20 protein-coding genes are annotated in these 23419 nt (G+C 60.6%); 9 read left to right on the top strand and 11 right to left on the bottom strand.

Going from position 1 to position 23419, the window contains the following annotated elements:
- Nucleotides 1–30 precede the first annotated feature (30 nt).
- Together HF327_RS00615 and HF327_RS00610 are read left to right on the top strand one after the other, a co-directional pair.
- The gene (locus HF327_RS00615) at nt 31–1524 is read left to right on the top strand and encodes a M20 family metallopeptidase (RefSeq protein WP_169106398.1); all 1494 of its coding nucleotides are present in this window, start codon (nt 31–33) and stop codon (nt 1522–1524) included.
- A gap of 132 nt (nt 1525–1656) precedes the next feature.
- Nucleotides 1657–2523: an alpha/beta hydrolase gene (locus tag HF327_RS00610; RefSeq protein ID WP_169106397.1), complete on the top strand. Its 867-nt coding sequence runs from the start codon at nt 1657–1659 to the stop codon at nt 2521–2523.
- A 6-nt stretch (nt 2524–2529) separates the two neighbouring features.
- On the opposite strand, the gene HF327_RS00605 is transcribed toward HF327_RS00610, so the two are convergent.
- The 3 genes from HF327_RS00605 to HF327_RS00595 form a co-directional block, all read right to left on the bottom strand.
- A complete protein-coding gene (locus HF327_RS00605; RefSeq protein WP_169106396.1) occupies nt 2530–3264 on the bottom strand; it encodes an SOS response-associated peptidase in 735 nt (244 codons plus the stop codon).
- A gap of 4 nt (nt 3265–3268) precedes the next feature.
- On the bottom strand, nt 3269–4009 hold the full coding sequence (locus tag HF327_RS00600; protein WP_169106395.1) for a 16S rRNA (uracil(1498)-N(3))-methyltransferase: 741 nt from the start codon (nt 4007–4009) through the stop codon (nt 3269–3271).
- Nucleotides 4010–4115: 106 nt separating this feature from the next.
- Complete coding sequence (locus tag HF327_RS00595; protein WP_169106394.1) at nt 4116–5222, bottom strand: aminoglycoside phosphotransferase family protein; 1107 nt, start codon at nt 5220–5222, stop codon at nt 4116–4118.
- A gap of 243 nt (nt 5223–5465) precedes the next feature.
- Here HF327_RS00595 and HF327_RS00590 point away from each other — a divergent pair, with 243 nt between their 5' ends.
- From HF327_RS00590 to rsmA, 3 genes are all read left to right on the top strand, one after another.
- On the top strand, nt 5466–7811 hold the full coding sequence (locus HF327_RS00590) for an LPS-assembly protein LptD (RefSeq protein ID WP_206764309.1): 2346 nt from the start codon (nt 5466–5468) through the stop codon (nt 7809–7811).
- Between the two features lie 13 nt (nt 7812–7824).
- Nucleotides 7825–9255 carry a peptidylprolyl isomerase gene (locus HF327_RS00585; protein WP_169106393.1) on the top strand — a complete coding sequence of 477 codons (1431 nt, stop codon included), beginning with the start codon at nt 7825–7827 and terminating at the stop codon, nt 9253–9255.
- Nucleotides 9256–9358: 103 nt separating this feature from the next.
- The gene (gene rsmA / locus HF327_RS00580) at nt 9359–10120 is read left to right on the top strand and encodes a 16S rRNA (adenine(1518)-N(6)/adenine(1519)-N(6))-dimethyltransferase RsmA (RefSeq protein ID WP_169106392.1); all 762 of its coding nucleotides are present in this window, start codon (nt 9359–9361) and stop codon (nt 10118–10120) included.
- A 63-nt stretch (nt 10121–10183) separates the two neighbouring features.
- Here rsmA and HF327_RS00575 read toward each other — a convergent pair whose 3' ends face one another.
- A complete protein-coding gene (locus tag HF327_RS00575) occupies nt 10184–11551 on the bottom strand; it encodes an aspartate aminotransferase family protein (protein ID WP_169106391.1) in 1368 nt (455 codons plus the stop codon).
- Nucleotides 11552–11892: 341 nt separating this feature from the next.
- Entirely contained in the window at nt 11893–12138 is a 246-nt protein-coding gene (locus HF327_RS00570) for a DUF2061 domain-containing protein (RefSeq protein WP_169106390.1), read from the bottom strand.
- Between the two features lie 198 nt (nt 12139–12336).
- On the opposite strand from HF327_RS00570, the gene HF327_RS00565 reads away from it, so the two are divergent.
- From HF327_RS00565 to HF327_RS00555, 3 genes are read left to right on the top strand one after another with little or no spacing between them, the layout of a single operon-like run.
- Nucleotides 12337–12849: a GNAT family N-acetyltransferase gene (locus tag HF327_RS00565; RefSeq protein WP_169106389.1), complete on the top strand. Its 513-nt coding sequence runs from the start codon at nt 12337–12339 to the stop codon at nt 12847–12849.
- A gap of 26 nt (nt 12850–12875) precedes the next feature.
- Nucleotides 12876–13433 (top strand): NUDIX hydrolase, encoded by a 558-nt coding sequence (locus tag HF327_RS00560; RefSeq protein WP_169106388.1) that lies wholly within the window; start codon nt 12876–12878, stop codon nt 13431–13433.
- A gap of 60 nt (nt 13434–13493) precedes the next feature.
- Nucleotides 13494–14393, top strand: coding sequence for a DMT family transporter (locus tag HF327_RS00555; protein ID WP_169106387.1), 900 nt, complete (start codon nt 13494–13496; stop codon nt 14391–14393).
- A 106-nt stretch (nt 14394–14499) separates the two neighbouring features.
- On the opposite strand, the gene HF327_RS00550 is transcribed toward HF327_RS00555, so the two are convergent.
- The 5 genes from HF327_RS00550 to HF327_RS00530 all read right to left on the bottom strand — a co-directional run bounded on the left by HF327_RS00550 (nt 14500) and on the right by HF327_RS00530 (nt 21043).
- A complete protein-coding gene (locus HF327_RS00550) occupies nt 14500–15483 on the bottom strand; it encodes a Bug family tripartite tricarboxylate transporter substrate binding protein (protein WP_198460373.1) in 984 nt (327 codons plus the stop codon).
- A gap of 49 nt (nt 15484–15532) precedes the next feature.
- Nucleotides 15533–16741 carry a tricarballylate utilization 4Fe-4S protein TcuB gene (gene tcuB / locus HF327_RS00545; protein ID WP_198460372.1) on the bottom strand — a complete coding sequence of 403 codons (1209 nt, stop codon included), beginning with the start codon at nt 16739–16741 and terminating at the stop codon, nt 15533–15535.
- Between the two features lie 3 nt (nt 16742–16744).
- A complete protein-coding gene (gene tcuA / locus HF327_RS00540; RefSeq protein WP_169106386.1) occupies nt 16745–18184 on the bottom strand; it encodes an FAD-dependent tricarballylate dehydrogenase TcuA in 1440 nt (479 codons plus the stop codon).
- Between the two features lie 224 nt (nt 18185–18408).
- Nucleotides 18409–19791 (bottom strand): GntP family permease, encoded by a 1383-nt coding sequence (locus tag HF327_RS00535; protein ID WP_169106385.1) that lies wholly within the window; start codon nt 19789–19791, stop codon nt 18409–18411.
- Nucleotides 19792–20104: 313 nt separating this feature from the next.
- Complete coding sequence (locus HF327_RS00530; RefSeq protein ID WP_169106384.1) at nt 20105–21043, bottom strand: LysR family transcriptional regulator; 939 nt, start codon at nt 21041–21043, stop codon at nt 20105–20107.
- Nucleotides 21044–21096: 53 nt separating this feature from the next.
- Between HF327_RS00530 and mnmA the strand changes: the two genes are divergently transcribed.
- Nucleotides 21097–22227 carry a tRNA 2-thiouridine(34) synthase MnmA gene (gene mnmA, locus HF327_RS00525; protein ID WP_169106383.1) on the top strand — a complete coding sequence of 377 codons (1131 nt, stop codon included), beginning with the start codon at nt 21097–21099 and terminating at the stop codon, nt 22225–22227.
- Here mnmA and HF327_RS00520 read toward each other — a convergent pair.
- A complete protein-coding gene (locus HF327_RS00520; RefSeq protein WP_169106382.1) occupies nt 22221–23417 on the bottom strand; it encodes a transcriptional regulator in 1197 nt (398 codons plus the stop codon). The two genes, mnmA and HF327_RS00520, sit on opposite strands and share 7 nt — an antisense overlap.
- Between the last annotated feature and the right edge of the window lie 2 nt (nt 23418–23419).

Below are 23419 nucleotides of genomic sequence, written 5' to 3'. Positions count from 1 at the left end.
CTCGCCGCCCCGTCATTGAAGGAGCCGACCATGAACGCACGCACTCCCGCCAATCTGCTACAGCCGCAAGCTGCACTGCAGCACATCACCCAGCAGTGGGATCAGAGCATCCTGCCCGAGCTGACGAACTACATCACCATCCCCGCCAAGTCGCCCATGTTTGCGCCCGACTGGGAGCAGCAAGGCCATATTGCCACCGTGCTGCGCAATGCCGCTACCTGGGTGGAGGCACAGAAAGTCGCTGGCCTGAAACTGGAAGTGATTCAACAGCCCGGCCGCACGCCGCTCATCTTTTTTGAGGTGGAGGGCACGGCGCCAAAAGCATCGACCAGCCCCACGGTGCTGATGTACGGCCATCTGGACAAGCAACCCGAATTTGAAGGCTGGCGCAGCGATCTGGGCCCGTGGACGCCCAAGTATGAAGACGGCAAGCTCTATGGCCGTGGCGGTGCAGATGATGGCTATGCCGTCTATGCCAGCGTGGCCGCGATTCAGGAGCTCAAGCGCCAGAATGTGCCCCATCCACGCATCGTTGGCATCATCGAAACCTGCGAGGAAAGCGGCTCGGCCGATCTGCTGCCCTATGTGGATGCACTGCGTCCGCGTCTGGGTGATGTGGGTCTGGTGATCTGCCTCGACAGCGGCGCTGGCAACTATGACCAATTGTGGCTGACCACCAGCCTGCGCGGCATGGCCAGCGGCACGCTGAAGGTGCAGATCTTGAGCGAAGGCGTGCACTCGGGCGATGCCTCGGGCGTGGTGCCATCGTCCTTTCGCATCATGCGCCAGGTGCTGGATCGTCTCGAAGACAGCAAGAATGGCCGCGTGCTGCCTGAGAGCTTTCACTGCGACGTTCCCGCCGACCGCATGACACAAATTCGCGCCACGGCGGACATTCTGGGCGAGGACGCCTATGCCCGCTTTCCCTGGGCACACTATGACTGCGGTGGCTCGGCGCGAATCTCCTTGCCCACAACCACGGACCCGGTCGAAGCACTGGTGCGTCGCACCTGGGAGCCCACGCTGAGCGTGACGGGTGTGGAAGGCATGCCCAGCCTGCAGAACGCGGGCAATGTGCTGCGCCCCTACACGGCTTTCAAGCTCAGCCTGCGCCTGCCCCCGCTGGTGGATGCTGCGGCCTGTGTGCAGGAGATGAAGGCCTTGCTGGAAGACAACGCGCCTTATGAAGCCAAGGTGACCTGGGAAGGCCTGTCCAGCTCCAGTGGCTGGAACGCACCGGGCATGGACAACTGGTTTGAAAAAGCGCTGAACTCGGCGAGTCAGGCGCACTTTGGTGCGGGCTGCGGCTATATCGGCCAGGGCGGCACGATTCCGCTGATGAATATGCTGAGCAAGGGCTTTCCCAAGGCGCAGATGATGGTTTGCGGCGTGCTGGGCCCCAAGAGCAATGCCCACGGTCCTAACGAGTTTTTGCATGTGCCGTATGCCAAAAAACTCACGGCTTCGGTGGCCGAAGTGATTGCCGCCATGGCGCGTGCGCAGGCAGAACCTGAACAGGCTTGATTTCAGTGTCAAAACAGGCTTTCGCTCAATATTGGTAGACGGTGGCTGCTATCTAAATTAATGAGTGACTGCGCAGAGGCGGCTGCGTCTTTACGGATTGACGCGCCGCCCGACCGCTTGCATGCTGCTTGCATGAACGCCGCTCTTCCAGCCATGCAGATCAGCCATCTGGCCGCCCCCGACGGCACGCAGCTTTGCCTGCGTGACTGGCCGGTAGCAGCCAGCACCCGGGCCAGGGCCACGGTGCTTATCGTCCACGGGCTGGGCGAGCATGGCGGGCGCTACGAAGCGCTGGCGCGCACTCTTAACGAATGGGGGTTTTCGGTGCAGGCCTATGACCACTATGGGCACGGCCTCTCCGGCGGGCCGCGTGGCGGGCTGAGCAGCGATACAAGGCTGCTCGACGATCTGGCCGTGGTGATGGACGCCACGCGTGCCGCCATGCCGTATCAACAGCCTTTGGTGCTGCTAGGCCACAGCCTTGGAGGGTTGGTAGCTGCAGATTTTGTAGCGGCAGGCATGCGCCATGTCGATGCGCTGGTGCTCTCATCGCCTGCGCTGGCGCTGCACCTGTCTGGGGTGCAAAAAATCTTGATGGAGTATCTGCCCAAGCTGGTGCCGAATTTGCGCATTGCCAACGGCGTGCAGTCGCGCCATCTCTCGCACGATGCCGCCGTGGTCAAAGCCTATGACGACGACGCCCTGCAGCACAACCGCATCAGCGCCAGATTGGCGGGCTATATGCGGGGCGGCGGTGGCCGGGTGCAGGCCAAGGCGCGCCACTGGAGCGTGCCCACGCTGCTGATGTGGGCCGGGCAAGACAAGCTGGTTAACCCCGCTGGCAGTGCCTTGCTGGCCGAGCATGCACCAGCCGCCGTGCTGCAGGCCCAGTGCTTTGACCAGGCCTATCACGAGATCTTCAACGAAAGCCCCGAGCTGGCCGCGCCGGTGTTTGCGCGGCTGGAGCAGTGGTTGAACCAGCAGTTCCCTGCCGCTTAGCGCCTTTTAGAACTGGGGAGGCGGCTGCTTGCGGCCTTTTTCCACAGGGTTGGCGCGCAGCTTTTCGGTGGGGTAGGCGCGCAGAAACTCTTTGGCCTTATTGACCTTGGCATTGAGCCATGCGTCGTACGAGCCTTCGTTCAAGATGGCGGGCATGGCCTTGTCGTTACCTGCATGGCCGTAGCGGTTCATCAGCGCATGGGCATTGGCGTTGACGGTGATGATGGCGTAGCTGGTGATGATTTCGCCATCTTCGCCTACCCAGCGTGCCCAGACGCCTGCGGCTCCCATGGGGTTGTTGTCCACGCGGGTGATGCGGGTGGGCACGGGCTTGCCGGAGCGCACGTCATCGACCTGGAAAGATTGCAGCGGCACGATGCAGCGCTGGCCAGCCAGCCAGGCGTCGCGAAACGCGGTGCCGGTGGTCAGGCTATCGATCTTGGCGGTGACCAGCTTGAGGGCGCGCAGGCGGCCGTCAGACGCGGACTTGACCCAGCTCGGCACCAAGCCAAAGCTTGCAGGCACCAGAACGCGCTCTACGGGCAATGCGGGCGCTCCTTCTTCAGGAGCTGTAAACGTACGCCCTAAAAGTGCCGCAGAAGATTCTGCGGCTCCATTGACGATGATGCAGCCCAAGCGACGCGGGGTGATGATTTTTTCGGGCAGAGTCTCTGGCGCATCGACGCGAAAGTTCTGCGAATAAAACTCGGGCTTGGCCAGAGAGAGGTGACAGCTGCTCATTGATTTACTCCAGTGCCAGCAGTGAAAGGGCGGCGACAGAGGCCGTTTCGGCGCGCAACACGCGGGAGCCGAGGCTGGCAGGCTTCCAGCCTTGCGCCAGCGCCCAGTCTTCCTCTTGCGCGGTCAGGCCGCCTTCGGGGCCGTGAAGCACCCAGACGGCCTGAGCATCGCCAGCGACCAGCCGCAGTGGCTGGTTGCCTTCGCGCAGGGACAGCACGAGGCGGGTGGCATCGGCTGGAGGTGCATCTTTGCTGCGCAGCCAGTCGGCCAGTGATTGGGGGGGGTGGATGACAGGCACCTGATTGCGGCCGCATTGCTCGCAGGCCGAAACGGCGATGGATTGCCAGCGCTCGATTTTTTTGTCAGCGCGGTCGCCCTTGAGCTTGAGCACGCTGCGCGCAGCCATCACGGGCTGAATGCTGGCCACGCCCAGCTCGGTGGCTTTTTCCACCAGCCAGTCCATGCGTTCATTGGCGGGCATGCCCACGACGAGGTGGATGGCACGCGCAGCCTCGCGCTCGACAGGGCTGTGGCTGTCTATGCGCACGCCCACATCGCTACGGCCCATGTGGGTGATGGAGGCCTGAAATTCACCCCCGGTAAAACCGTTGCCGGTCTGGCCTTCAAACAGGGTGATGACATCGCCGGGCTGGTGGCGCAGCACTTGCACATGGCGAGCTGCGCCTGCGGGCAGGTCCAGCTCGGCACCCAGGAGCAAGGGCGTGGGGCAATGAAAACGGGGCATGTTCTTCAAAAGTGAAGCGGCTTGCGCTCTTTGAATAATGACCTCAGACCTTTTTGATACTGAAATTCATACTCAACAAACGCTAGCCGCTATTGTTTTATGTTGCTTACATCCGGCCGTAGGCATAGCCCACCTGCGTCTGGATTCCCTCGATCTCATCGATCAGCTTGAGGAACGGACCCAGAGCGCGGTAGCGGTCGCAGGTGGTGCGGATGTAGTGGATGAAACGCGGCGCATCGGCCAGATATTTAGGTTTTCCGTCGCGCAGCGTGAGTCGGGCAAAGATGCCGGCCACTTTCAGGTGGCGCTGCAGACCCATCCATTCCACGCCGCGGTAGAACTCGCCAAAGTCATCACCCCAGCCGCTGGCGCTGTTGGCACCGACGAGGCCCGCCTTGCGGGCCTTTTCCCAGTAGCGGATGGTGATGTCAATGATGAAGTCTTCTTCCCAGCTGATGAATGCATCGCGCAGCAGGCTGGCAATGTCATAAGTGATGGGGCCGTAAACCGCGTCCTGAAAGTCCAGTACGCCTAATGGCGCACCGTTGGTCACAGGCTGCATCAGGTTGCGCATCATGAAATCACGGTGCACATAGACGCTGGGCGCTTGCAGGTTGTGAGCGACGATCTGGTCGAAGGTCTTGCTTATCAAGGCCTGCTGCTTGTCGTCCAGCGTGAACTTGCGGTGCTGGCCGATGTACCAGTCGGGAAACAACTGCAACTCGCGGCGCAGCAGGGCTTCATTGTAAATCGGCAGATTGCCCGTATTGCCGGCCTTGGAGGCCAGTTGCCAGTCCAGCAAGGTCTCAAGGGCAGAGCGATACCAGCTTTCGGCGTCCTGGGGCTTTTCGGGATTCAGCGCTTCGATGACGGTTTGGCTGCCCAAGTCGTTGAGCAGCATGAAGCCATTAGCGGCATCCCATTCCAGAATCTGGGGCACGCACAGACCGGCCTGGGCCATCAGGCCTTGCACCTTGACGAAGGGTGCGCAGTCTTCCTTGTCAGGAGGGGCGTCCATGACAATCAGGCTGCTGCCGTCGGCGCGGTCCAGCCGCAGATAGCGGCGAAAGCTCGCATCGGCCGAGGCGGGGCGCAGAGTTGTAGGAAGCACCTGGTGCTTTGCAGCGAGCGGAGCCAGCCAGGCGTCGAAAGCAGCGTGGCGGGCAGAATCTGCCCAGGCAACGCCGTCTGTGGGGGTGATTGAAGCGGTCATGGATAATCGGATTTTACAAACCGATGCCAACCTGTCTTCGGACAGTGGTGCTAGGCTCTCGGTTTTCTGTTGACGTATGCCCGCGCATGCGCGCTTTTGACGCTTTTGATCATCGTGCAATCCCCATCCCATCCACGAGATTTCCAACCCGCCAGCTCCGCTCGTTTGACGCGCGTGGGAGGCACTCGGCCGGTGATTCGCCCTCTGGCATGGGCCGTGGCACTGGCATGGGCCGGCGCGGGCATGCAGGCGTATGCACAGCCCGCAGTACCGGCTGAGTCGTCCGCGTCCAGTGTCGGTGACGCACTGCCTGCGCTGGAACTTAAGTCCAGCAGCCTGTTGCAGGAAAGCTATCCGCAGGAGGTGCGTGACCAGCAGCCGGTCTATCTCAAGGGTGACAGCCTGTCTGGCCAGCCGGATATCAAGGCCTCGGTACATGGCGAGGCTGAACTGCGTCGCGGCGATACCTCGATTCGCGCTGAGAAGCTGGACTACGGTGTTGTGGACGACAAGGTCAAGGCCGTGGGCTCGGTGCACATCAATCAAGGCGGCAATGTCTACGAGGGCACGGCGCTGGATTTACAGGTTGATGCCTTCAAGGGCCAGTTTGATAACGCCAACTATAGGTTTCTGGCCAATGGCGGCCATGGTGAATCGTCGCGGGTGGATTTTGTCGATAAAGACCGCTCGATTGTTCACGATGCCACCTACACCACTTGCCAGCGCGATGACGAAGCCAGCTGGGAGCCGAGCTGGATGCTCAAGGCCAAGGTCATTCATCTGGATATGGCCGAAGAAGTGGGCGTGGCTGAAGGTGCCCGACTACAGTTCAAGGGCGTAACCGTTCTGCCTGTGCCGCGCATGAGCTTTCCGTTATCGGACAAGCGCAAGTCTGGCCTGCTGCCGCCCATGATTGGCATGGACAAGCTGGGCGGTATCGAATATTCGCAGCCGTATTACTGGAATATTGCGCCGAACCGCGATATGACCATCGTTCCCACGCTGATGACCAAGCGTGGCGTGAATCTGACGGGACAATTTCGCTATCTGGAGCCAGGCTACTCCGGCGAGACCTATGCCAGCTATATGCCTGGCGACAACTTGCGAAATCGGGATCGCTGGGGTTACTCGTGGCAGCACCGCACGAGCTTTGATACGCCTGTGGGTGGCCTGGGTCTGAGCATGAACCTGAACCGCGTCAGCGACGGCGATTACTGGCGTGACTTCCGCCTGGCGCCTGTGGCTCTGCGCCAGCGCCTGCTGCCCAGCACGGCCAATTTGAGCTGGGCCAAGGGCGATGGGGTGCTGAGCCTGAATGTGCTGCGCTATCAGGTGCAGCAGGATGTGACATCGCCGATTGCGCCGCCCTACAGCATGGTGCCGCAACTGCAGTACCGCTACACACCGCTAGACCTGCCGCATGGGCTGGATTTCACGCTCGTGGCGGACACGACGCGCTTTGAGTTGATCCAGCCGATTGCTGGGCAAGTCGGCAATAATGGTCAGCGCAGCTATATGCAGACTCAACTAAGCAGGCCCTTCCTGTCGCCCGGTGCCTTTATTACACCCAAGGTTCTGCTGCATACAGCGATGTATCAGACAGATCAGTTGATGAGCGATGGCAGCAAGAGCGCTAACCGCACGCTGCCGACCTTCAGTCTGGACAGTGGTCTGTTTTTCGAGCGCGACACCGCCTGGTTTGGCAAAAATTTGCTGCAGACCTTTGAGCCACGCGCCTTCTACACTTACACGCCTTACCGCAATCAGAGCATGCTGCCGCTGTATGACACCAGCCGCAGTGACTTCAACTTTGCGAGTATTTTTTCCGAGAATGATTACGTCGGGCAAGACCGTATCGCCGACAACCATTTGCTGACACTGGGGGCTACTTCACGCTTTATCGACCCTGAAAGTGGTGCGGAAAAGCTCAAGTTCGCGATTGCCCAGCGTGTGCGCTTGTCCGATCAGCGCGTGTTGCTGCCCGGTGAGGTCGCGGCCACCAGCAAATTGTCTGATGTTCTGCTGGGTGCGGCCTTCAACTGGACCGATAAATGGTCGCTGGAAGGCACGACCCAGTACAACAAAGACATTGGCCGTACGGTTCGCACCACGGCCACGGCACGCTACAGCCCTGGTAACTACCGCACTTTCAATATTGGTTACCGTACCCAGCTTGATACCCAGACCAGAAAGCCTTCCAGTGAACTGGTGGATGTGGGCTGGCAATGGCCCATCAATGATCTCTGGGGCGACAAGGGCAAGGATTTGGGGGCAGGCCGGGGTCAGGGCGGTGGCCGCTGGTATGCCGTGGGGCGTCTGAACTACTCGATCAAGGACAACAAGCTGGTCGATACCGTCGTGGGTTTTGAATACGACGGCTGCTGCTGGATTGGCCGCGTGGTTCTGGAGCGCCTGCAAAGCTCGGTTATCCAGTCCAATCTGCGTCTGCTGTTCCAGGTCGAATTCGTCGGCTTCTCGCGCCTGAGCTTTGGTGCGGATCCCACGACCAGTCTCAAGCAAAATGTGCCGCGCTACCAATATCTGCGTGAGGCGGTGACTCCGCCAAGCCGCTTTACCAATTACGATTAATCAAGGCTTTTTCATGCGTTTTTTCTCCAAGACAACCAATGCATGTGCTGTAGCCATGGCTTTGGCTGTGATGGCTGCCTGTGTGCAGGCTCAGTCTCTGAAGACTCCTGGCAAGGCCAAGGCTGGCAATGATGCGTCGCTCTCGCGTGCATTGGAGGCCACTGGTAAGCCTTCGGCCCGTCAGGCTCCTGCTGCGGCAAGTGGTATTCGCTCGGCTGATTACATCGTGGCCGTGGTGAATTCTGAACCCATTACCAACAACGAGGTGCGCGCGCGCATGGAGCGTGTGGCGCAGAACGTGACTGAGCAGGGTGGTCAGCTCCCACCCCAGAGCGAACTGGCCCGCCAGGTGCTGGAGCGCCTGGTGGTCGAGCGTGTGCAGCTGCAGGAAGCACGTGACAACGGCATTAATGTAGACAAGCTGACTGTCGATCAGGCCGTGGCCAATGTGGCGCGTCAGAACAATACGGACATGGCCGGTTTGCTGGCTCGCCTCAAGGCCGATGGCATCTCGGAGGCGCAGTTCCGCGCTGAAATCAGTGGGCAGATGCAGATGCAGCGCCTGCGTGAGCGTGAGGTGGACGCCAAGGTCAAGGTCACCGAAGCCGATATTGACCGTTACCTCAAAGAGCAAAAGCGCCCTGGCGATGCCGTGGCTGCGGGTGCCATGGCCAATTTGGCGCACATCCTGATCACCGTGCCTGAAAATGCCAGCGCTGCGGTGGTCGCCGAGCTTGAAGCCAAGGCCAAGAAAGCCGCAGAAGCTGCCCGCAGCAACGCCGACTTTGTGGCTGTCGTGCATGAATTCTCGGATGTGCCTAATGGACAGGGTGGCGGTGCCATGGGCATGCGCCCCGTCAGCGAATATCCTGAGTTGTTCGTTCAGCAAGTGGGCTCTGCCGCGACGGGTACTGTCGTGGGGCCATTCCGCTCCGGCGCGGGCTTTCACGTGCTCAAGGTGCTGGAAAAGTCCCAGGCCGGCGCAGCACCTGCTTTCATCACGCAAAACCATGCACGTCATATTCTGTTGACCGTGGGTGATGGCATGACCGAAGCGCAGGCCGCCAAGCGCCTGGAAGACTACAAGCGCCGCGTGCAGGCCGGTCAGGCGACCTTCCAGCAACTGGCGCAGGAGTTCTCCAAGGATGGCAGCGCACGCAATGGTGGTGATCTGGGCTGGTCCTCCCCCGGCCAGTTTGTGCCGGAGTTCGAGCGCGTGCTCAACAACTTGCAGCCCGGCGAGATCAGTGCCCCTGTCGTGTCGCGCTTTGGCGTGCACCTGATTCAGCTGATTGAGCGTCGTCAGGAAAAGCTGAACGAGCGCGAGCAGCGCGAAATGGTGCGCAACGTCGTGCGCGAGCGCAAGGTCGAGCAAGACTATGACACTTGGCTCAAAGAGCTGCGCGGCAAGGCCTTCGTTGAGTACCGCGAGCCACCTCAATAAGCCCATGTAGTTCACTTGAAGTGCCCGCTAATGTCATCATTCGGCATCGGGCACTCACAATCCCACAGTTTTCAAGCGGTGCTCAGGCACCGCTTTCGCATTCATGAAACATATTCCACGCAAGCGTTTTGGCCAGAACTTTCTGACGGACGGCGCCATCATCGACAGCATTGTTGACGCCATCAACCCCGCGGCAGGCGAGCCCATGGTCGAGATCGGTCCCGGCCTCATGGCGCTGTCGCAGCCGCTGGTCGAGCGTCTGGGCAAGCTCACCGTGATCGAGCTGGACCGTGACCTGGCGGCGCGTCTGCGCCTGCGCGACGATCTGGATGTGGTCGAATCCGACGTGCTCAAGGTGGACTTCCGGGCGCTGGCGGCGCATCTGGGCGTGCCCAAGCTGCGTGTGGTGGGCAACCTGCCCTACAACATCTCCAGCCCCATCTTGTTCCATCTGCTGGAACAGGTGGATGTGGTGCAAGACCAGCACTTCATGCTGCAAAAAGAGGTGATCGACCGCATGGTGGCTGATGCGGGCAATTCCGCCTATGGCCGTTTGTCGGTCATGCTGCAGTGGCGCTACGCCATGGAAGATGTACTGTTTGTGCCGCCGGGCAGCTTCAACCCGCCCCCCAAGGTCGATAGCGCCGTGGTGCGAATGATTCCGCGTGAGAAGCCTGCGGAACTCAACCCCCAACTGCTGGAAGAGCTGGTGCGTGTGGCCTTCAGCCAGCGCCGCAAGATCTTGCGCAACACGCTGGGCAAGTGGCTGGAAGACAAAGGCTTCTCGGGCGAGTTCGACGTGCAGCGCCGTGCGGAAGAGGTGCCCGTGGCTGAGTACGAAGCGCTTGCGGCACAACTTTCCTGAACGAGGATAAAAATAGCTTCTAACGCTTATCTGATAAGCGCTAGAAGCTATTCATTTGATAGTTCAGTCAGTGGCTTGCAGCGCGTCGCCCAGTGCGTTGATCAGCCGCTCAATTTCCGCTTTTTCGCTGATAAAGGGTGGCGCGAGCTGAATCGTGTCGCCGCCATAGCGCACGTAAAAGCCGGCATCCCAGCACTTCATCGCAATCTCGTAGGGGCGCTTTGCGGGCTCGCCGGGCAAGGGCTCAATCGTCAGCCCGCCAGCCAGGCCGATGTTGCGAATATCCAGCACATGCCTTGCGCCTTTGAGGCTGTGCACGGCCTGCTCAAAGAACGGGGCCAGCGCCTTTACGCGGCCCGGGCCGTCTTCTTGCTCCAGTACATCCAGCGCGGCAATACCGGCGGCGCAGGCCACGGGATGGGCGCTGTAGGTGTAGCCATGGGCAAACTCCAGCATGTACTCGGGCCCGCCTGCGTCCATGAAGCTGTTGTAAATCTCGGGCGTCACCACGCAGGCCCCCAGCGGCTGTGCGCCATTGGTCACTTGTTTGGCGATGTTCATGATGTCGGGCATCACGCCAAAGGCTTCGGCTGCTGTCATGGCGCCCAGACGGCCAAAACCGGTGATGACCTCATCAAAAATCAGCAAGATGCTGTGCTGGGTACAGATTTCGCGCAGGCGTTGCAGATAGCCTGCAGGCGGAACCACCACACCCCCAGATCCGGACATGGGCTCCACAATCACGGCGGCGATATTGCTGGCGTCATGCAGCGCAATCAGGTCCAGCAGGCGCTCGGCTAGCGCCTTGCCATCTGTCTGCGGCATGCCTTGACAGAAAGATCCCGGCGGAGGCTGGGTATGGGGCAGATGATCAGCCTCAATGCCTTGGCCAAAAGTCTTGCGATTGCCCACCATGCCGCCGACGGAGATGCCGCCAAAGTTCACCCCGTGGTAGCCCTTTTCGCGGCCGATCAGCCTTGTTTTTGTGCCTTGTCCCTTGGCCCGCCAATAGGCGCGAGCCATTTTGAGTGAGGTGTCTGCGGCCTCTGAGCCTGAACCGGTGAAGAACACATGCGCTAGCCGATGGCTTGAGCTTTGGGGCATCAGCTTGATGATGCGATTGGCCAGCTCGAACGACGCAGGGTGGCCAAACTGGAACGCCGGGGCGTAATCCAGCTGCAGCGCTGCTTTGCCAACGGCCTCGGCAATCTCGCGGCGGCCATGGCCCAGTCCGCTGCACCACAGGCCCGAGAGGCCATCAAAGATACGGCGACCGTCAGCATCCGTGTAATACGCGCCTTGGGCGGCGGTAATGATGCGCGGCTTGGCCTTGAAGTCGCGGTTGCCGGTGAAGGGCATCCAGTGGGCGGCCAGCCACTGCGCATCGGGGGGCGTCGCGGATGGCGAAGTCTGGGTATCTGCAAGCTGCATGGGAACTCCTGGAGTTCTGCGCATTGTTGGCCGCGTGCTTGCTTTGGGAAATAGCCGCAAACCCATAGGCGCTGATCTGGCAGAGGCTTGCGCGATAGTTATCCACAGACAGACTTGGTTTCTGATACCTATCCTCAGAGATTTTCAGCTTCTTTCCATGAAGAGATTGAAGGAAATCAGCTGAGTCAGTGACTTATCAAGAGGCTCAATTCAGGCTTGTGCACATGATTTCTACAGGTCGGCAAGCTGTCCGTTGCAATCGCCCAGCGTGGCCAGTGACCGCAACAGCCAATGCGCAAACGTAGGGGTGTGACTGGTATTCATAAGGGCCTTTTATATGCTCAGGCTTGTGCCACAAGCGCTTTCTGCTCCTGCTTTTTCAAGCGGCGCTCCCAGGCTTTTTCATGGAAGAAAAAGGCAAAGGCCTGAATCGTGGGCTCGAGCAAGCTGAGGGTGAGCGAAGCCAGCAGGTTCCCCGTCACGGCATAGGCCACGCAGGCGGCTACGGTGATATGGATAAAGTAGTAGCTGATGGTTTTGCTCAGCGTGAGCTTGTTTTTGCGCATGGCCTGAATCAAACGTGTCATGGCATTTTCCTGAGTCGATAGCTGGATGTTATGGATTCAGGCAAACAGAATCCAATTGAGAATCATTATCATTGTGATAGTGCCTGCGCCAGGCAGTGGTATGACGGGCTTGCTAAGCTGTCAATAGAAGGTTTAAGTGAAATTGGCTTCTAGCCCTTGATGGAAAGGCGCTGGTAGCTATTGATTTAAGAGTGTGAGATGTCAGAGTTGATGCCAATTCAGCTGCGTGCGCTGGGCGCGGCGGATGTGAATGCTGTGCTGCGCATACAGGCCCAGTGCTATGGCGATGGTTTTGCGGAGCCGGGCGAGGTGTTTACGCGCCGTTTGCAGAGCGTGGGGCATTGCTCCTGGGCGGCTGAACAGGGCGGCGAGCTGGTGGCCTATCTGGCTGCCTATTGGTCGCGCCCCGGTGCCATTACGCCGCTTAACGGTGACTTTACCGACTATGCAGACGCCAGCGTGTTGTATCTGCACGATATGGCAGTGTCATCGGTGGTCGCAGGCCAGGGGCTGGCGCAGCGCATGGTACAGGCGGTCAAGACGCAGGCCAGGGCACGTGGTGTGCAGCGCACGGCGCTGGTGTCGGTGCAGGGCTCACAGCTTTACTGGGAACGTCAAGGCTATAAGGCCGAGAGCGTGGCAAATGCAGCGCAGCAGCAACATTTGGCCAGTTATGGAGAGAGTGCCCTCTATATGGTGGGAATAATCTGACCAGTTTTCTGGGCAGGGCAAGGATAATGCCGCCCATGCCCAATCGCTGGAAACCCAATGTCACCGTCTCGGCCATCATCGAGCGCGATGGCCGTTTTTTGTTGGTAGAAGAAGAAACGGCAGATGGACTGCGGCTGAATACGCCTGCCGGCCACCTCGACCCCTGCGAAAGCCCCGTCGATGCCTGCGTGCGCGAGGTGCTGGAAGAGACCGCCTACAGCTTCACGCCCACGGCGCTGGTTGGCATCTATATGAACCGTTTTGTGCGCACGCGTACCGGCTCTGACATCACCTATCTGCGCTTTGCCTTCACGGGTGAGCTGGGCATGCACCACGCCCACTGTGCGCTGGACGATGGCATTGTGCGCAGCGTCTGGCTGACGCTCGATGAGCTCAAGGCCACGGCCCATCTGCACCGCAGTCCCATCGTGCTGGAGTCGGTGCAGGACTATCTGGCTGGCCAGCGCCATGATCTGGGCCTGGTTCATGCGGACTCCAGCATCTACCGGCTCCCACAGCCCACGCCGGCCGTGCCGCAGGATGCGGGCGCCACGCTGGACGATGTGCTGGCGCAGATTCATTGATCGCTGCTTGAAGCTGTCGTGACAGTCTGAAAGACACAAGGCTGTGCACAATGCCCAGCCATGACCTTGAGCAGCCTGATTCGACTGATTGCACTTGCCGCTCTCTGGGGCGGCAGCTTTTTGTTCATGCGGATAGCGGTTCCCCATCTGGGCGCAGTGCCTACGGCGGTGGGGCGTGGCCTGTTCTCCACGCTGGGGCTGGGCGCTGCCTTGTTCATTCTGGGATACCGCCCACGGCTGGGCCGCTATCTGTGGCCGCTGCTGGCGCTGGGCGTCATCAACTCCGGCATTCCTTTTCTGATGTACTCGCTGGCCGCGCAGGTGCTGCCCTCGGGTTACAGCGCCATCTTCAACGCCACTACGCCGCTGGTGGCCACGGTGGTGGGTGCGCTGGTGTTTGCAGAGGGCATCACCCGCGCCCGTATTGCCGCCGTGCTGCTGGGCATCGGTGGTGTGGCGGTACTGGCGCAGGCCGGGCCGCTGGAAATCACCACGGCCGTGCTGGGTGGCATGGCCGCCTGCTTTGTGGCCACAGTCTGCTATGCGTTTTCCAGCTTTCTCACATTGCGGCTTGCGGGAGCGAATGCGCCGGTGGATATGCGCGCTGCCGTTTTCATCAGCCAGTTGGGGGCGCTGCTGGTGCTGCTGCCCGCATTGCTGATACACCTGTTTCTGCACCCGCAGGCCATGACGGAGCTGCAGGCTGCACCGCTGCTGGCCTGGAGCAATGTGGCGCTGCTGGGCCTGCTGAGTACGGCTCTGGCCTATGTGCTGTACTTCCGCCTGATTACCGATGAAGGCCCGCAAAAAGCGTTGACGGTGACATTTATCGTGCCCGTGTTCGCCGTGCTCTGGGGGTGGCTGCTGCTGGGCGAGCCGCTGAGTCTGGCCCATGTGGCTGGGGGTGGGCTGATTGCACTGTCGCTGTGGATGGTGCTGCGGCCGGTAGCACCGAAATAACAAGCATCAAAAATGCCTCTGGCGCTTCTCCATAAAGCGCAACAAGCTATGAAAAAAGGACTGCCTGAGCAGTCCTGAAAGCAAAGAAGTCTGGAGTTTCTCGAGCTTAGTTGGAAGAAATCTTGCGCTCCTTCACCACCTTGCCCCATTGCTCGTATTCCTTCTTCATGAAGGACGCAAACTCGGTGCGCGTGGTGGGCTGGGGTGTCAGACCATGGTGCTTGAGGGCTTCGGCCACGCCGGGGTCCTTGAGCACTTTCACGATTTCCAGGTTCCAGTGATCCAGCACGGAAGTGGGCGTTTTTCCGGGGGCTACAAAGGCATACCAGTTCAGCGCTTCGAAGCCGGGGTAGCCGGCTTCTGCCACGGTGGGAATATTGGGCATATAGGCCGGGCGGGTCAGACCCGTGGTGGCCAGCGGAATCAGCTTGCCCGACTCGACATGCGGCAGTGCCGTGGGAGGTGCGGCAAAGTAAGAGGTGACGCGCTCACCCAGCAAATCCTGCAGCGCCGGAGCGCCTCCCTTATAAGGCACGTGCACCATCTCGATGCCAGCGCGCTGGTTGAACAGCTCGCCCGCCAGATGCGAGGCCGAGCCCGCGCCGGTCGAGGCGTAGTCCACGCTGCCAGGCTCCTTCTTGGCCTTGGCCACAAACTCGGCCAGATTCTTCACGCCAGCGCCCTTGTGGGCGACTAGTACGTTGGGAAAGTTCACGCCGCCCGAGATGGGTGCCAGATCGGTGAAGGGGTTGTAGCCCACTTTCATGATGTGGGGGGCGATTGTCAGCGGGCCGATGGAGCCAAACAGCAGCACCGTGCCGTCGGCAGGGGCTTTGGAGACAAACTGGTGGGCGATATTGCCACCCGCACCCCCCTTGTTATCCACCACCACGGTCTGGCCGATGTTTTCGCCCAGTTTCTTGGCAATCATGCGTGCCGCCGCATCGGCCGCACCGCCTGCCGCAAAGCCCACAACCAGCGTGACGGGCTTGTTGGGCAACCAGTCGGGTGCGGCCTGCACCGCAGAGCCCAGGCTCAGCATGGAGGCGGCCACCGCTGTGGCACGCAGGAAATGGCGTTTGTTCATCATGAGATATGTCTCCTGTTCAGGATGGATGCCGGTGGTCCGGCTGATGGTTTTAATCCGCGCCCAGGCCGATGGGGCTGGGTTGGCGTTTTTCTGCGTTGTGGCGCAAAAGTGATGCGGTGCGGAATACGCCATGCGCAAACTTGCCGTAGGGCAAGGTGGCGAACAGCGCCATCACCGCGCCCAGGTGCAGGCACAGCAGCAAAGCCAGTGCAGGCGTTCCGCGCCCCAGCCACAACGCCAGACCGCTTGCTGCGACCAGGAACAGCAAGGCGATGAAGCCCAGGTCCATGGGTTTTTGCTTGGCATCGCCATGCAGCGGGTGGCGGGTGCGGTTTAGCTGCCATAGACCGGCCGTGCCGATCATCAGGCTCACCCCCCCCAGAGCGCCCAGAATCTTGGGCAGGCTGGGCAGCTCATAAGGCGCAGGCAGATTGAAGACGTAGTGGTACACAGTCGCCAGACCGGTGGCGGCAAAGCACAGCATGAAGCCATAAAACGTCAGGTGGTGGAAGCGGCGGCGCTTGAGCGTGTACGCATCGTCCTCGTTATGGCAGCCGTCACCATGGCCGCCATCGAGGTATTTCAGGCGCAGCACATCGTGCGTGGCTTCTGCAGCAGCAGGGCCGCTCACGTCCACGCCACTGGTTGCGGGCTTCACGTCCGTCCAGAAGCGGCGCACGCCCATGAAGAGCGCAAACACCACGAACAGGAACACGGGCGCAAAAATGCTGACCAGCAGGTTGTGCGGGAACAGGTTGTAGAAGTTATTGCCCAGATTGCGGTTCCACAACTGGCCCAGCCCGCCTTGTGCCGCCACAGCCAGCGCCAGGAACAGGAAGAGCCCGGCGACCAGTGCCAGCGACAGCGTCAAGCCGTTCTTCTGGTACAGCTTGCCCATGGCGGGTGGCCAGGCGTAGTCGGCATAGGTCTGACCACGGACCTCGGCCATGGCCTTGGGGATATTGATGGCAAATTCATGCGGCGGCGCGTACTGGCAGGCATGCAGGCAGGCGCCGCAGTTGTGGCAGAGATTGGCCAGGTAATGCATATCGGCCTTGCCAAATTCCAGGCGGCGCGTCATGGCCGGGAAAACGGCGCAAAAGCCTTCGCAGTAGCGGCAGGCATTGCAGATCTGCATCTGACGCGCCACTTCGCCTTCGGCGGTGGTCTCTGTCGGTGCGGGAATGATGGGGATGACCTTGCCGGTGGCCAGGGTCTTGGCTTCCTGGGCGAGGTCTTGCAGGGATTGGATGCTCATGGTTCAGACCTCGTCTTTCACAGCGCCGCGCACGGCGGCTTTGCCCGCTGCGGCCAGGGCGGCGTTGCGCCCGGCAATGCGGCCAAAGGCCGTGCCGATCGACATGCCGACACCCGCGGTATAGCCCTTGCCCAGCACGTTGCCAGCCATCATTTCGCCGGCCACAAACAGGTTCCGGCTGGGCTGCTCGTTAAAGCGCACCGCCGCGGTGTCATCGACTTTCAAGCCCAGATAGGTAAAGGTGACGCCGGGGCGCAGCGCGTAGCCGTAGAACGGCCCGGTATCCAGCGGGCGCGCCCAGTGCGTCTTGGCGGGGGTCACGCCTTCGGTATGGCAATCGTCCAGTGCGGTGTGGTCGAACTGGCCGACCTTGCAGCTGCGGTTGTAGGTATCTAGGGTCTGCATGAAGGTGTCTACATCCAGACCCAACTTGTGGGCCAGCTCTGGCAGGCTGTCGGCCTTCACACCAGGGAAGACCGGCGGCATAAAGCGACCAATGGCCTTGCTGTCGATGATCGAGTACGCAATCTGCCCCGGTTGCTGGGCCACCAGTCGGCCCCAGATGGCGTAGCGCTTGGGCCAGAAATCTTCGCCCTCGTCATAAAAACGCTTTGCATCGCGGTTGACCACCACGCCCAACGACACGCAGTCGATGCGCGTGCAAATGCCGCCGTCATACAGCGGCGCCCGGGCATCAATCGCCACCATGTGCGCCTGGGTCGGGTCACCAATGCGGTCGGCACCTTGCTCGTCGAGCATGTGGCGCAGCAACACGCCCTTGTTAAAGGCCGTGCCACGGATCAAGAAGTTGTCCGAAGGCCATTCGCCGCGCTCGTTCTGTCCCCAGGCCTCGCGCAGCCATTCGCGGTTGGACTCGAAGCCACCCGCAGCCAGCACGCAGCTCTTGGCGGTAATGCGTTGACCCTTACTCCACGCTGCTTTGAATTGGCCGTTGTCGATCTCGATGCGGTCCACAGGCGATTCGTAGCGAATCTCCACGCCCAGCTTTTCAGCACTGCGGAAATAGGCATTCACCAGCGCCTTGCCGCCGCCCATGAAAAAGGCATTGGTACGCGCCACATGCAGCGCGCCCGAAAGCGGCGGCTGAAAGTGCACGCCGTGCTTGCGCATCCAGTTGCGACAGGTGGAAGACGCACGGATCACCATGCGCGCCAGATGCTCGTTGGTAATGCCGCCGGTGACCTTCAGCAAGTCCTGCCAGTACTCTTCTTCGGGGTAAGCCTCGGTCAACACGTCTTGCGGCGCATCGTGCATGCAGCGCAGATTGCGGGTGTGGCCCGAGTTGCCACCGCGCCATTCGTGGGGCGCGGATTCCAGCAGCAGCACGCGGCTGCCCGCTTCGCGTGCCATGAGTGCGGCGCACAGGGCAGCGTTGCCACCACCGATGATGAGCACATCGGTGTCAAAGGCTTCAGTTTTCATGATGGGCTGCCATCAGGCGGGGCCTGTGGCGGTTCAACGTGGGTCAGTCTTGTCTTGCTGTTCGCCCAGAACGCAGAGCTTCCTAGAGAGCGTAAGCAAGTGTTGAACCGGACTGTAGACAGTGCCGCCTCACCCGTGCAGAGGGGTGAGGGGATGGGGGTATCACGAATTGTGATGAGGCCTTGCTGCCAAGACCTGTCGCCGCAGCGGGCGACGGGGATGGTTTACTGAACGGTCAGCAGCGCATTGAAGATCAGCACCATGATCAGACCCACGACCGCGACGATGGATTGCACCACCGAGATGGTCTTGGTGGCTTCGCTCATGGTCATGCCAAAGGATTCCTTGACCATCCAGAAGCCGGCATGGTTGGCGTAGTTGAAGAACAGCGAGCCGCAGCCGATGGACAAGGCCAGCAATGGCAGGTTCAGACTGGGATCGGCACCGGCGAGCGGTGCCAGCAAGCCTGCAGCACCCACGATGCCGACGGTTGCCGAGCCGGTGGAGACCGACAGCAGCATGGCGATCAGCCAGCCCAGAATCAGTGGTGGGAAGGCAAACTGCTGGGTCAGGTGCACGATGGCATCGCCGACCTTGGCACTGGTCAGCATCTGCTGGAAGGCACCGCCTCCGGCAATGATCATGATGATGGAAGCAATGGGCTTGAGGCTCTGGCCCAGTGCCTCACGCAGCTTTTCCATATCACCGCCGCGTGCCAGCACCAGTGCCACGATGGCGAACAGCACGCCCAGCAGCATGGCGATCAGGGGATTGCCCAGAAAGCTGGCCACATGCATGGCCGGGGAGTCCTTGGGGAGCAGCATTTCCGCGACGGCGTGAACCAGCATCAGAATGGCTGGCAGCAGTGCGGCCAGAATGCCGAGCGCAATGCCGGGCTGCTTGCTGTCGGCATTTCCCGTGATGGTGAACTGATCCAGCAGAGTCTGGTCAGGCTTGGTGTTCATGCGCGGTGCAATAAAGGCTCCGTACAGGGGGCCGCCCAGAACCATGGCAGGAATGGCCGCCAGAAAGCCGTACAGCATGGTGGGGCCGACCGTGGTTTTGAGGGTGGCAATGGCGGTCAAGGGGCCTGGATGGGGCGGCACCATGCCATGCATGGCAGCCAAGGCCGAGATGACAGGAACACCCACGTACACATAGGCCGAGCCTTTGAAACGGGCCTGGCTTTCCAGCTTGCGCGCCACGCTGAAGATCAGCGGCAGCATGACGACCAGGCCGACCTCGAAGAACATGGGAATGCCGACGATAAAGGCCACCAGGGTCATGGCCCAGGGGATCATGCGATCTGAAGCATGTTTGAGTATGGCTTCGGCGATTTTTTCGGTGATACCGGCGTCGGCCAGAATCTTGCCCAGCATGGCGCCCAGTGCGATGACTACGCCCACGGCGCCCAATGTCTTGCCTGCACCGTTGCTCAGTTGTTTGACGATGCTGCCCGGCTCCATGCCGGTGGCAAAACCCACGCCAATGGAGACGACGAGCAGAGCCAGCAGCGGGTGCATCTTGATGCGCGACACAATCAATGCAACCAGTACCAGCACGCTGACCAGCGCGGTCAGCAGCAACTGAATATCTAGGGATGTCATAAATGAACCTTGGTTTTGGCTGGCGGTCCTGAAGCGCACGTCGCATCCAGCCCTGGGCAAGGCTCATATTAAAAAAGCACGCTCACGCCGGCTGTAGTCTGTTGCCGCTGGTGTGATGCGAGATGGATGACGAGATGCAGCGAGGGGACCGCAACAGCAATGTTGTAATGAAGATCTAGGTTTGCCATGAGGTGAGAGCGTTTCGGCACAACAAAGTTGCTGTGGAAATTACGTAAGGCACGCTGAAATTCTGGCCTGGCATTTCTGGCTCTTGCGGCATGGCAGCGGCCGAGGCCGAGGCCGAGCCATCAGCTCACTCGATCAGCGTAGCCCCCACCCAGTCCCCTGACTTCACCAGCTGGCGCGCGCAGTCCATCAGCACCACGCGCGCGGCCAGAGCGGCGGGGGATAGTTCATCATCGGACAAGCTGCATAGCGCCGCCTTGCGGCGTACCGAGTCATCGGCGATCTGAGACCACTGAAAGCGATCGGCGGCATCGCGGTACATGCCCACGGCCGACCAGGGCTGGACGGTGGCGCCCATACCCGCATCTACGGCTTCCATCAGCAAGGTGAGTGAGTCGATTTCCATCGCCATCTGCGACTGAAAGCCCGCGCTGCTGAACGAGGCCATGATGGAGCTGCGCAGGCCATGGCTGCCCGAAGGCAGGATGAGGGGCACTTGCTGCAGCTGCTGCAGGTTGATGGGCGTGTCGTGTGTGATTTGCGGTGCCACGGGCTGCTGGCGCGACTGGATGAGGAAGAGCCGTTCTTCCAGCAGCGGCAGCACGCTCCAGCGCCGGGCTGACTGCGTGTCAAAAAGAATAGCTAGATCCAATTGCCTGGCATTGAGAAGACTCGTTAAATGCCCTGAAAGTGCAGACACCATGTGCAGGCGCACATCGGGGTAGCGCTCGCGCATGGCACGCATCAGCGGCAGGCCCAGCACATTGGCTATGGTGGGCGACAAGCCCATGCTGACGGCACCCGACAGCCGTGCCTGCTGGGCGGCGTGAATGGCCTGCGCGGCGTGGCGCAGGGTGAGCTGGGCTTCATGAAAAAAGGCCTGGCCCGCCTCGGTGGGGATGACGCCGCGCGGTGTGCGCTGCAGCAATCGGGTGGAGAGTTCGGACTCCAAGCGGCTGATCTGCTGGCTGAGCGCGGACTGCACCATGTCCAGATCCAGCGCAGCACGGCTCATGGAGCCTAGTTCAACAATTCGGACAAAGTAGCGCAGCTGGCGCAGTTCCATGGCAAATCCTCACACCCGCAGCAGTTGACGGGCGCTGGGATAATCGTATACCTATGAGCAACAAGCAGCGTGTCGTGGTGGGTTTGTCGGGCGGTGTGGATTCCGCCGTGACCGCCTATCTTTTGAAAAAGCAGGGCCATGAGGTGGTCGGCATCTTCATGAAGAACTGGGAAGATGACGACGACAGCGAGTTCTGCTCGTCCAATATCGACTTTGTGGATGCGGCGGCGGTGGCCGATGTGATCGGCATCGAGATTGAACATGTCAATTTCGCCGCTGATTACAAGGACCGCGTGTTCGCCGAGTTTCTGCGCGAATACCAGGCAGGCCGCACGCCCAACCCGGACGTGCTGTGCAATGCCGAAATCAAGTTCAAGGCCTTTCTGGACCACGCCCTGCGACTGGGGGCCGAGAAGATTGCCACCGGCCATTACGCTCGCGTGCGCCAGAACCCCGATACGCAGTTGTTCGAGCTGCTCAAGGGGCTGGACAACAGCAAGGACCAGAGCTACTTTTTGCACCGCCTGAATCAGACACAGCTGTCCAAAGCCATGTTCCCTGTAGGCGAGCTGGAAAAGACCGAAGTGCGCCGCATTGCGGAAGAGATTGGTCTGCCCAATGCCAAGAAGAAGGACTCCACCGGCATTTGCTTTATCGGGGAGCGTCCGTTCCGCGACTTTCTGAATCGCTACATCAGCAAGGAACCCGGACTGATTCTGGACGACCGCAACCGCAAGCTGGGCAAGCATGTGGGCCTGTCGTTCTACACGCTGGGTCAGCGCTCGGGTCTGGGTATTGGCGGTGTGAAGGAAAAGGGCGCGGCCCGTGGCGCTGGCGAGCATGCACCGTGGTTCGTGGCGCGCAAGGAGATGGACAAGAACATCCTGCGCGTGGTGCAGGGGCATGACCATCCGCTGCTGCTGTCACATGCACTGGTGGCCGATCAGGTCAGCTGGGTGGCGGGTCATGCGCCGGCTGAAGGCAGGCAGTACGGCTCCAAGACCCGCTACCGTCAACCGGATTCGCCTGCGTTGATTTCCAAGGCGACGGCTGATGGTTTCCGTCTGGACTTCCCCGAAGCGCAATGGGCTGTCACGCCCGGCCAGTCTGCCGTGCTGTATGACGGCGATGTCTGCCTGGGCGGCGGCATCATTGCGCAGGTGGATCCTGACGCTGCTCAGTAATCCCGGCTTTCGTCAAACCAATGTTGGGCCTGCTCGTCCGTCAGGCCCAGTAATTGGGCCGCCGGCAGCTGCGCTAGCTGGTTCACGGCCTGTCCCAGGTCTTCACGCTCAGTTGTTTCTATGCCTTTGACGGTGTTGAAGCGGCGGGTGAAACCGGTCAGCGCCGTTTGTACATCGCTAAGGCTCTGGGCTGCGTTCAGTTGCTGCTCTGCCAGGTCGTAGGCCGCATGGCCTATCTTGGCGCGGGCTGCGGGCCAGCTGTTAAACGGCCGACCATACGCTCTGGCCCACCATTCCGGTTTGCGCAGCTGACTGACGGCTGCATGCTCTGCCCAGGGGCGTTCCTTGGCGCGTTCCTTGAGCTGCTGGCGCAGGCGTTTGCCAGTAGCCTCTTCCACGTTGTAGGCGACAAAGAAGTCCAGCGCAGGCCATGTCTGCAGTGCAGGCAGTCCCTGCAGAAGGGGTATGAAGCGCAGCGATAGCGCCTTGAGCTGCATGCATCTTGAAAGCAGAGCGAAATCACTGTGATTGCCCCACAGGGAAAGCGATTCCAGCTCTGAAAATTGCAGCAGGCTTTGCAGCGAAATGGCCTGCTTTCCAGCGCCGTTGCCCAGCTCCAGCGTGGTGACTTGCTTCAAAGTCCCCATATCCGGCAACAGCAGCGGTGCATCAGCGGGGTTCTTGCTGGTGGTGGGGTTCAGGCTCAGGCTGTCGGGCCTGCCGCCTGTCACCGTGATCTGACTCAGCTGACCATGCAGATGCAGTCGCAAGCCCTGCTCTGGCAGCTTTAGATGGATATGGCCAAGATTGCTTTGTTGAAGGTGGATGCTCAGCTCACGGATTCTCGACTGGCTGGCATCGATATGCACATCTTGCTGCAACTGCGGGTACCAAGTGAAGCCTTCGATGGGACGGCGCTGTGCCCAGGTAAAAAAGCCGCTGTCATTGCCTGCATAGTAAAAATTGCGCGGCCATGGCGACCCTGCGGGCGTGGCAAAAGGGTCAAAGCAAGACCACAGCACGGGGGCTCCGGCCGCCAGCCACAAATCTGCTTTGGGCAGTTGCTCTTTGGGGCCAAAGCTCAGGCTGCCCTGGCCGGGGCTGGTTTTGAGCTTGTGGGCGGCACCTTGCGTGAGTTGCAGGGGGAAGACGCCGTCTTCCTGCGGGGTTCCATCGATCAATAGCGGCATTC

The organism is Comamonas suwonensis, assembly GCF_012844455.2.
Classification (GTDB): domain Bacteria; phylum Pseudomonadota; class Gammaproteobacteria; order Burkholderiales; family Burkholderiaceae_C; genus Comamonas; species Comamonas suwonensis.
The sequence above is the reverse complement of the archived record's forward strand: the minus strand, read 5'-3'. Positions and strand labels throughout refer to the sequence as shown.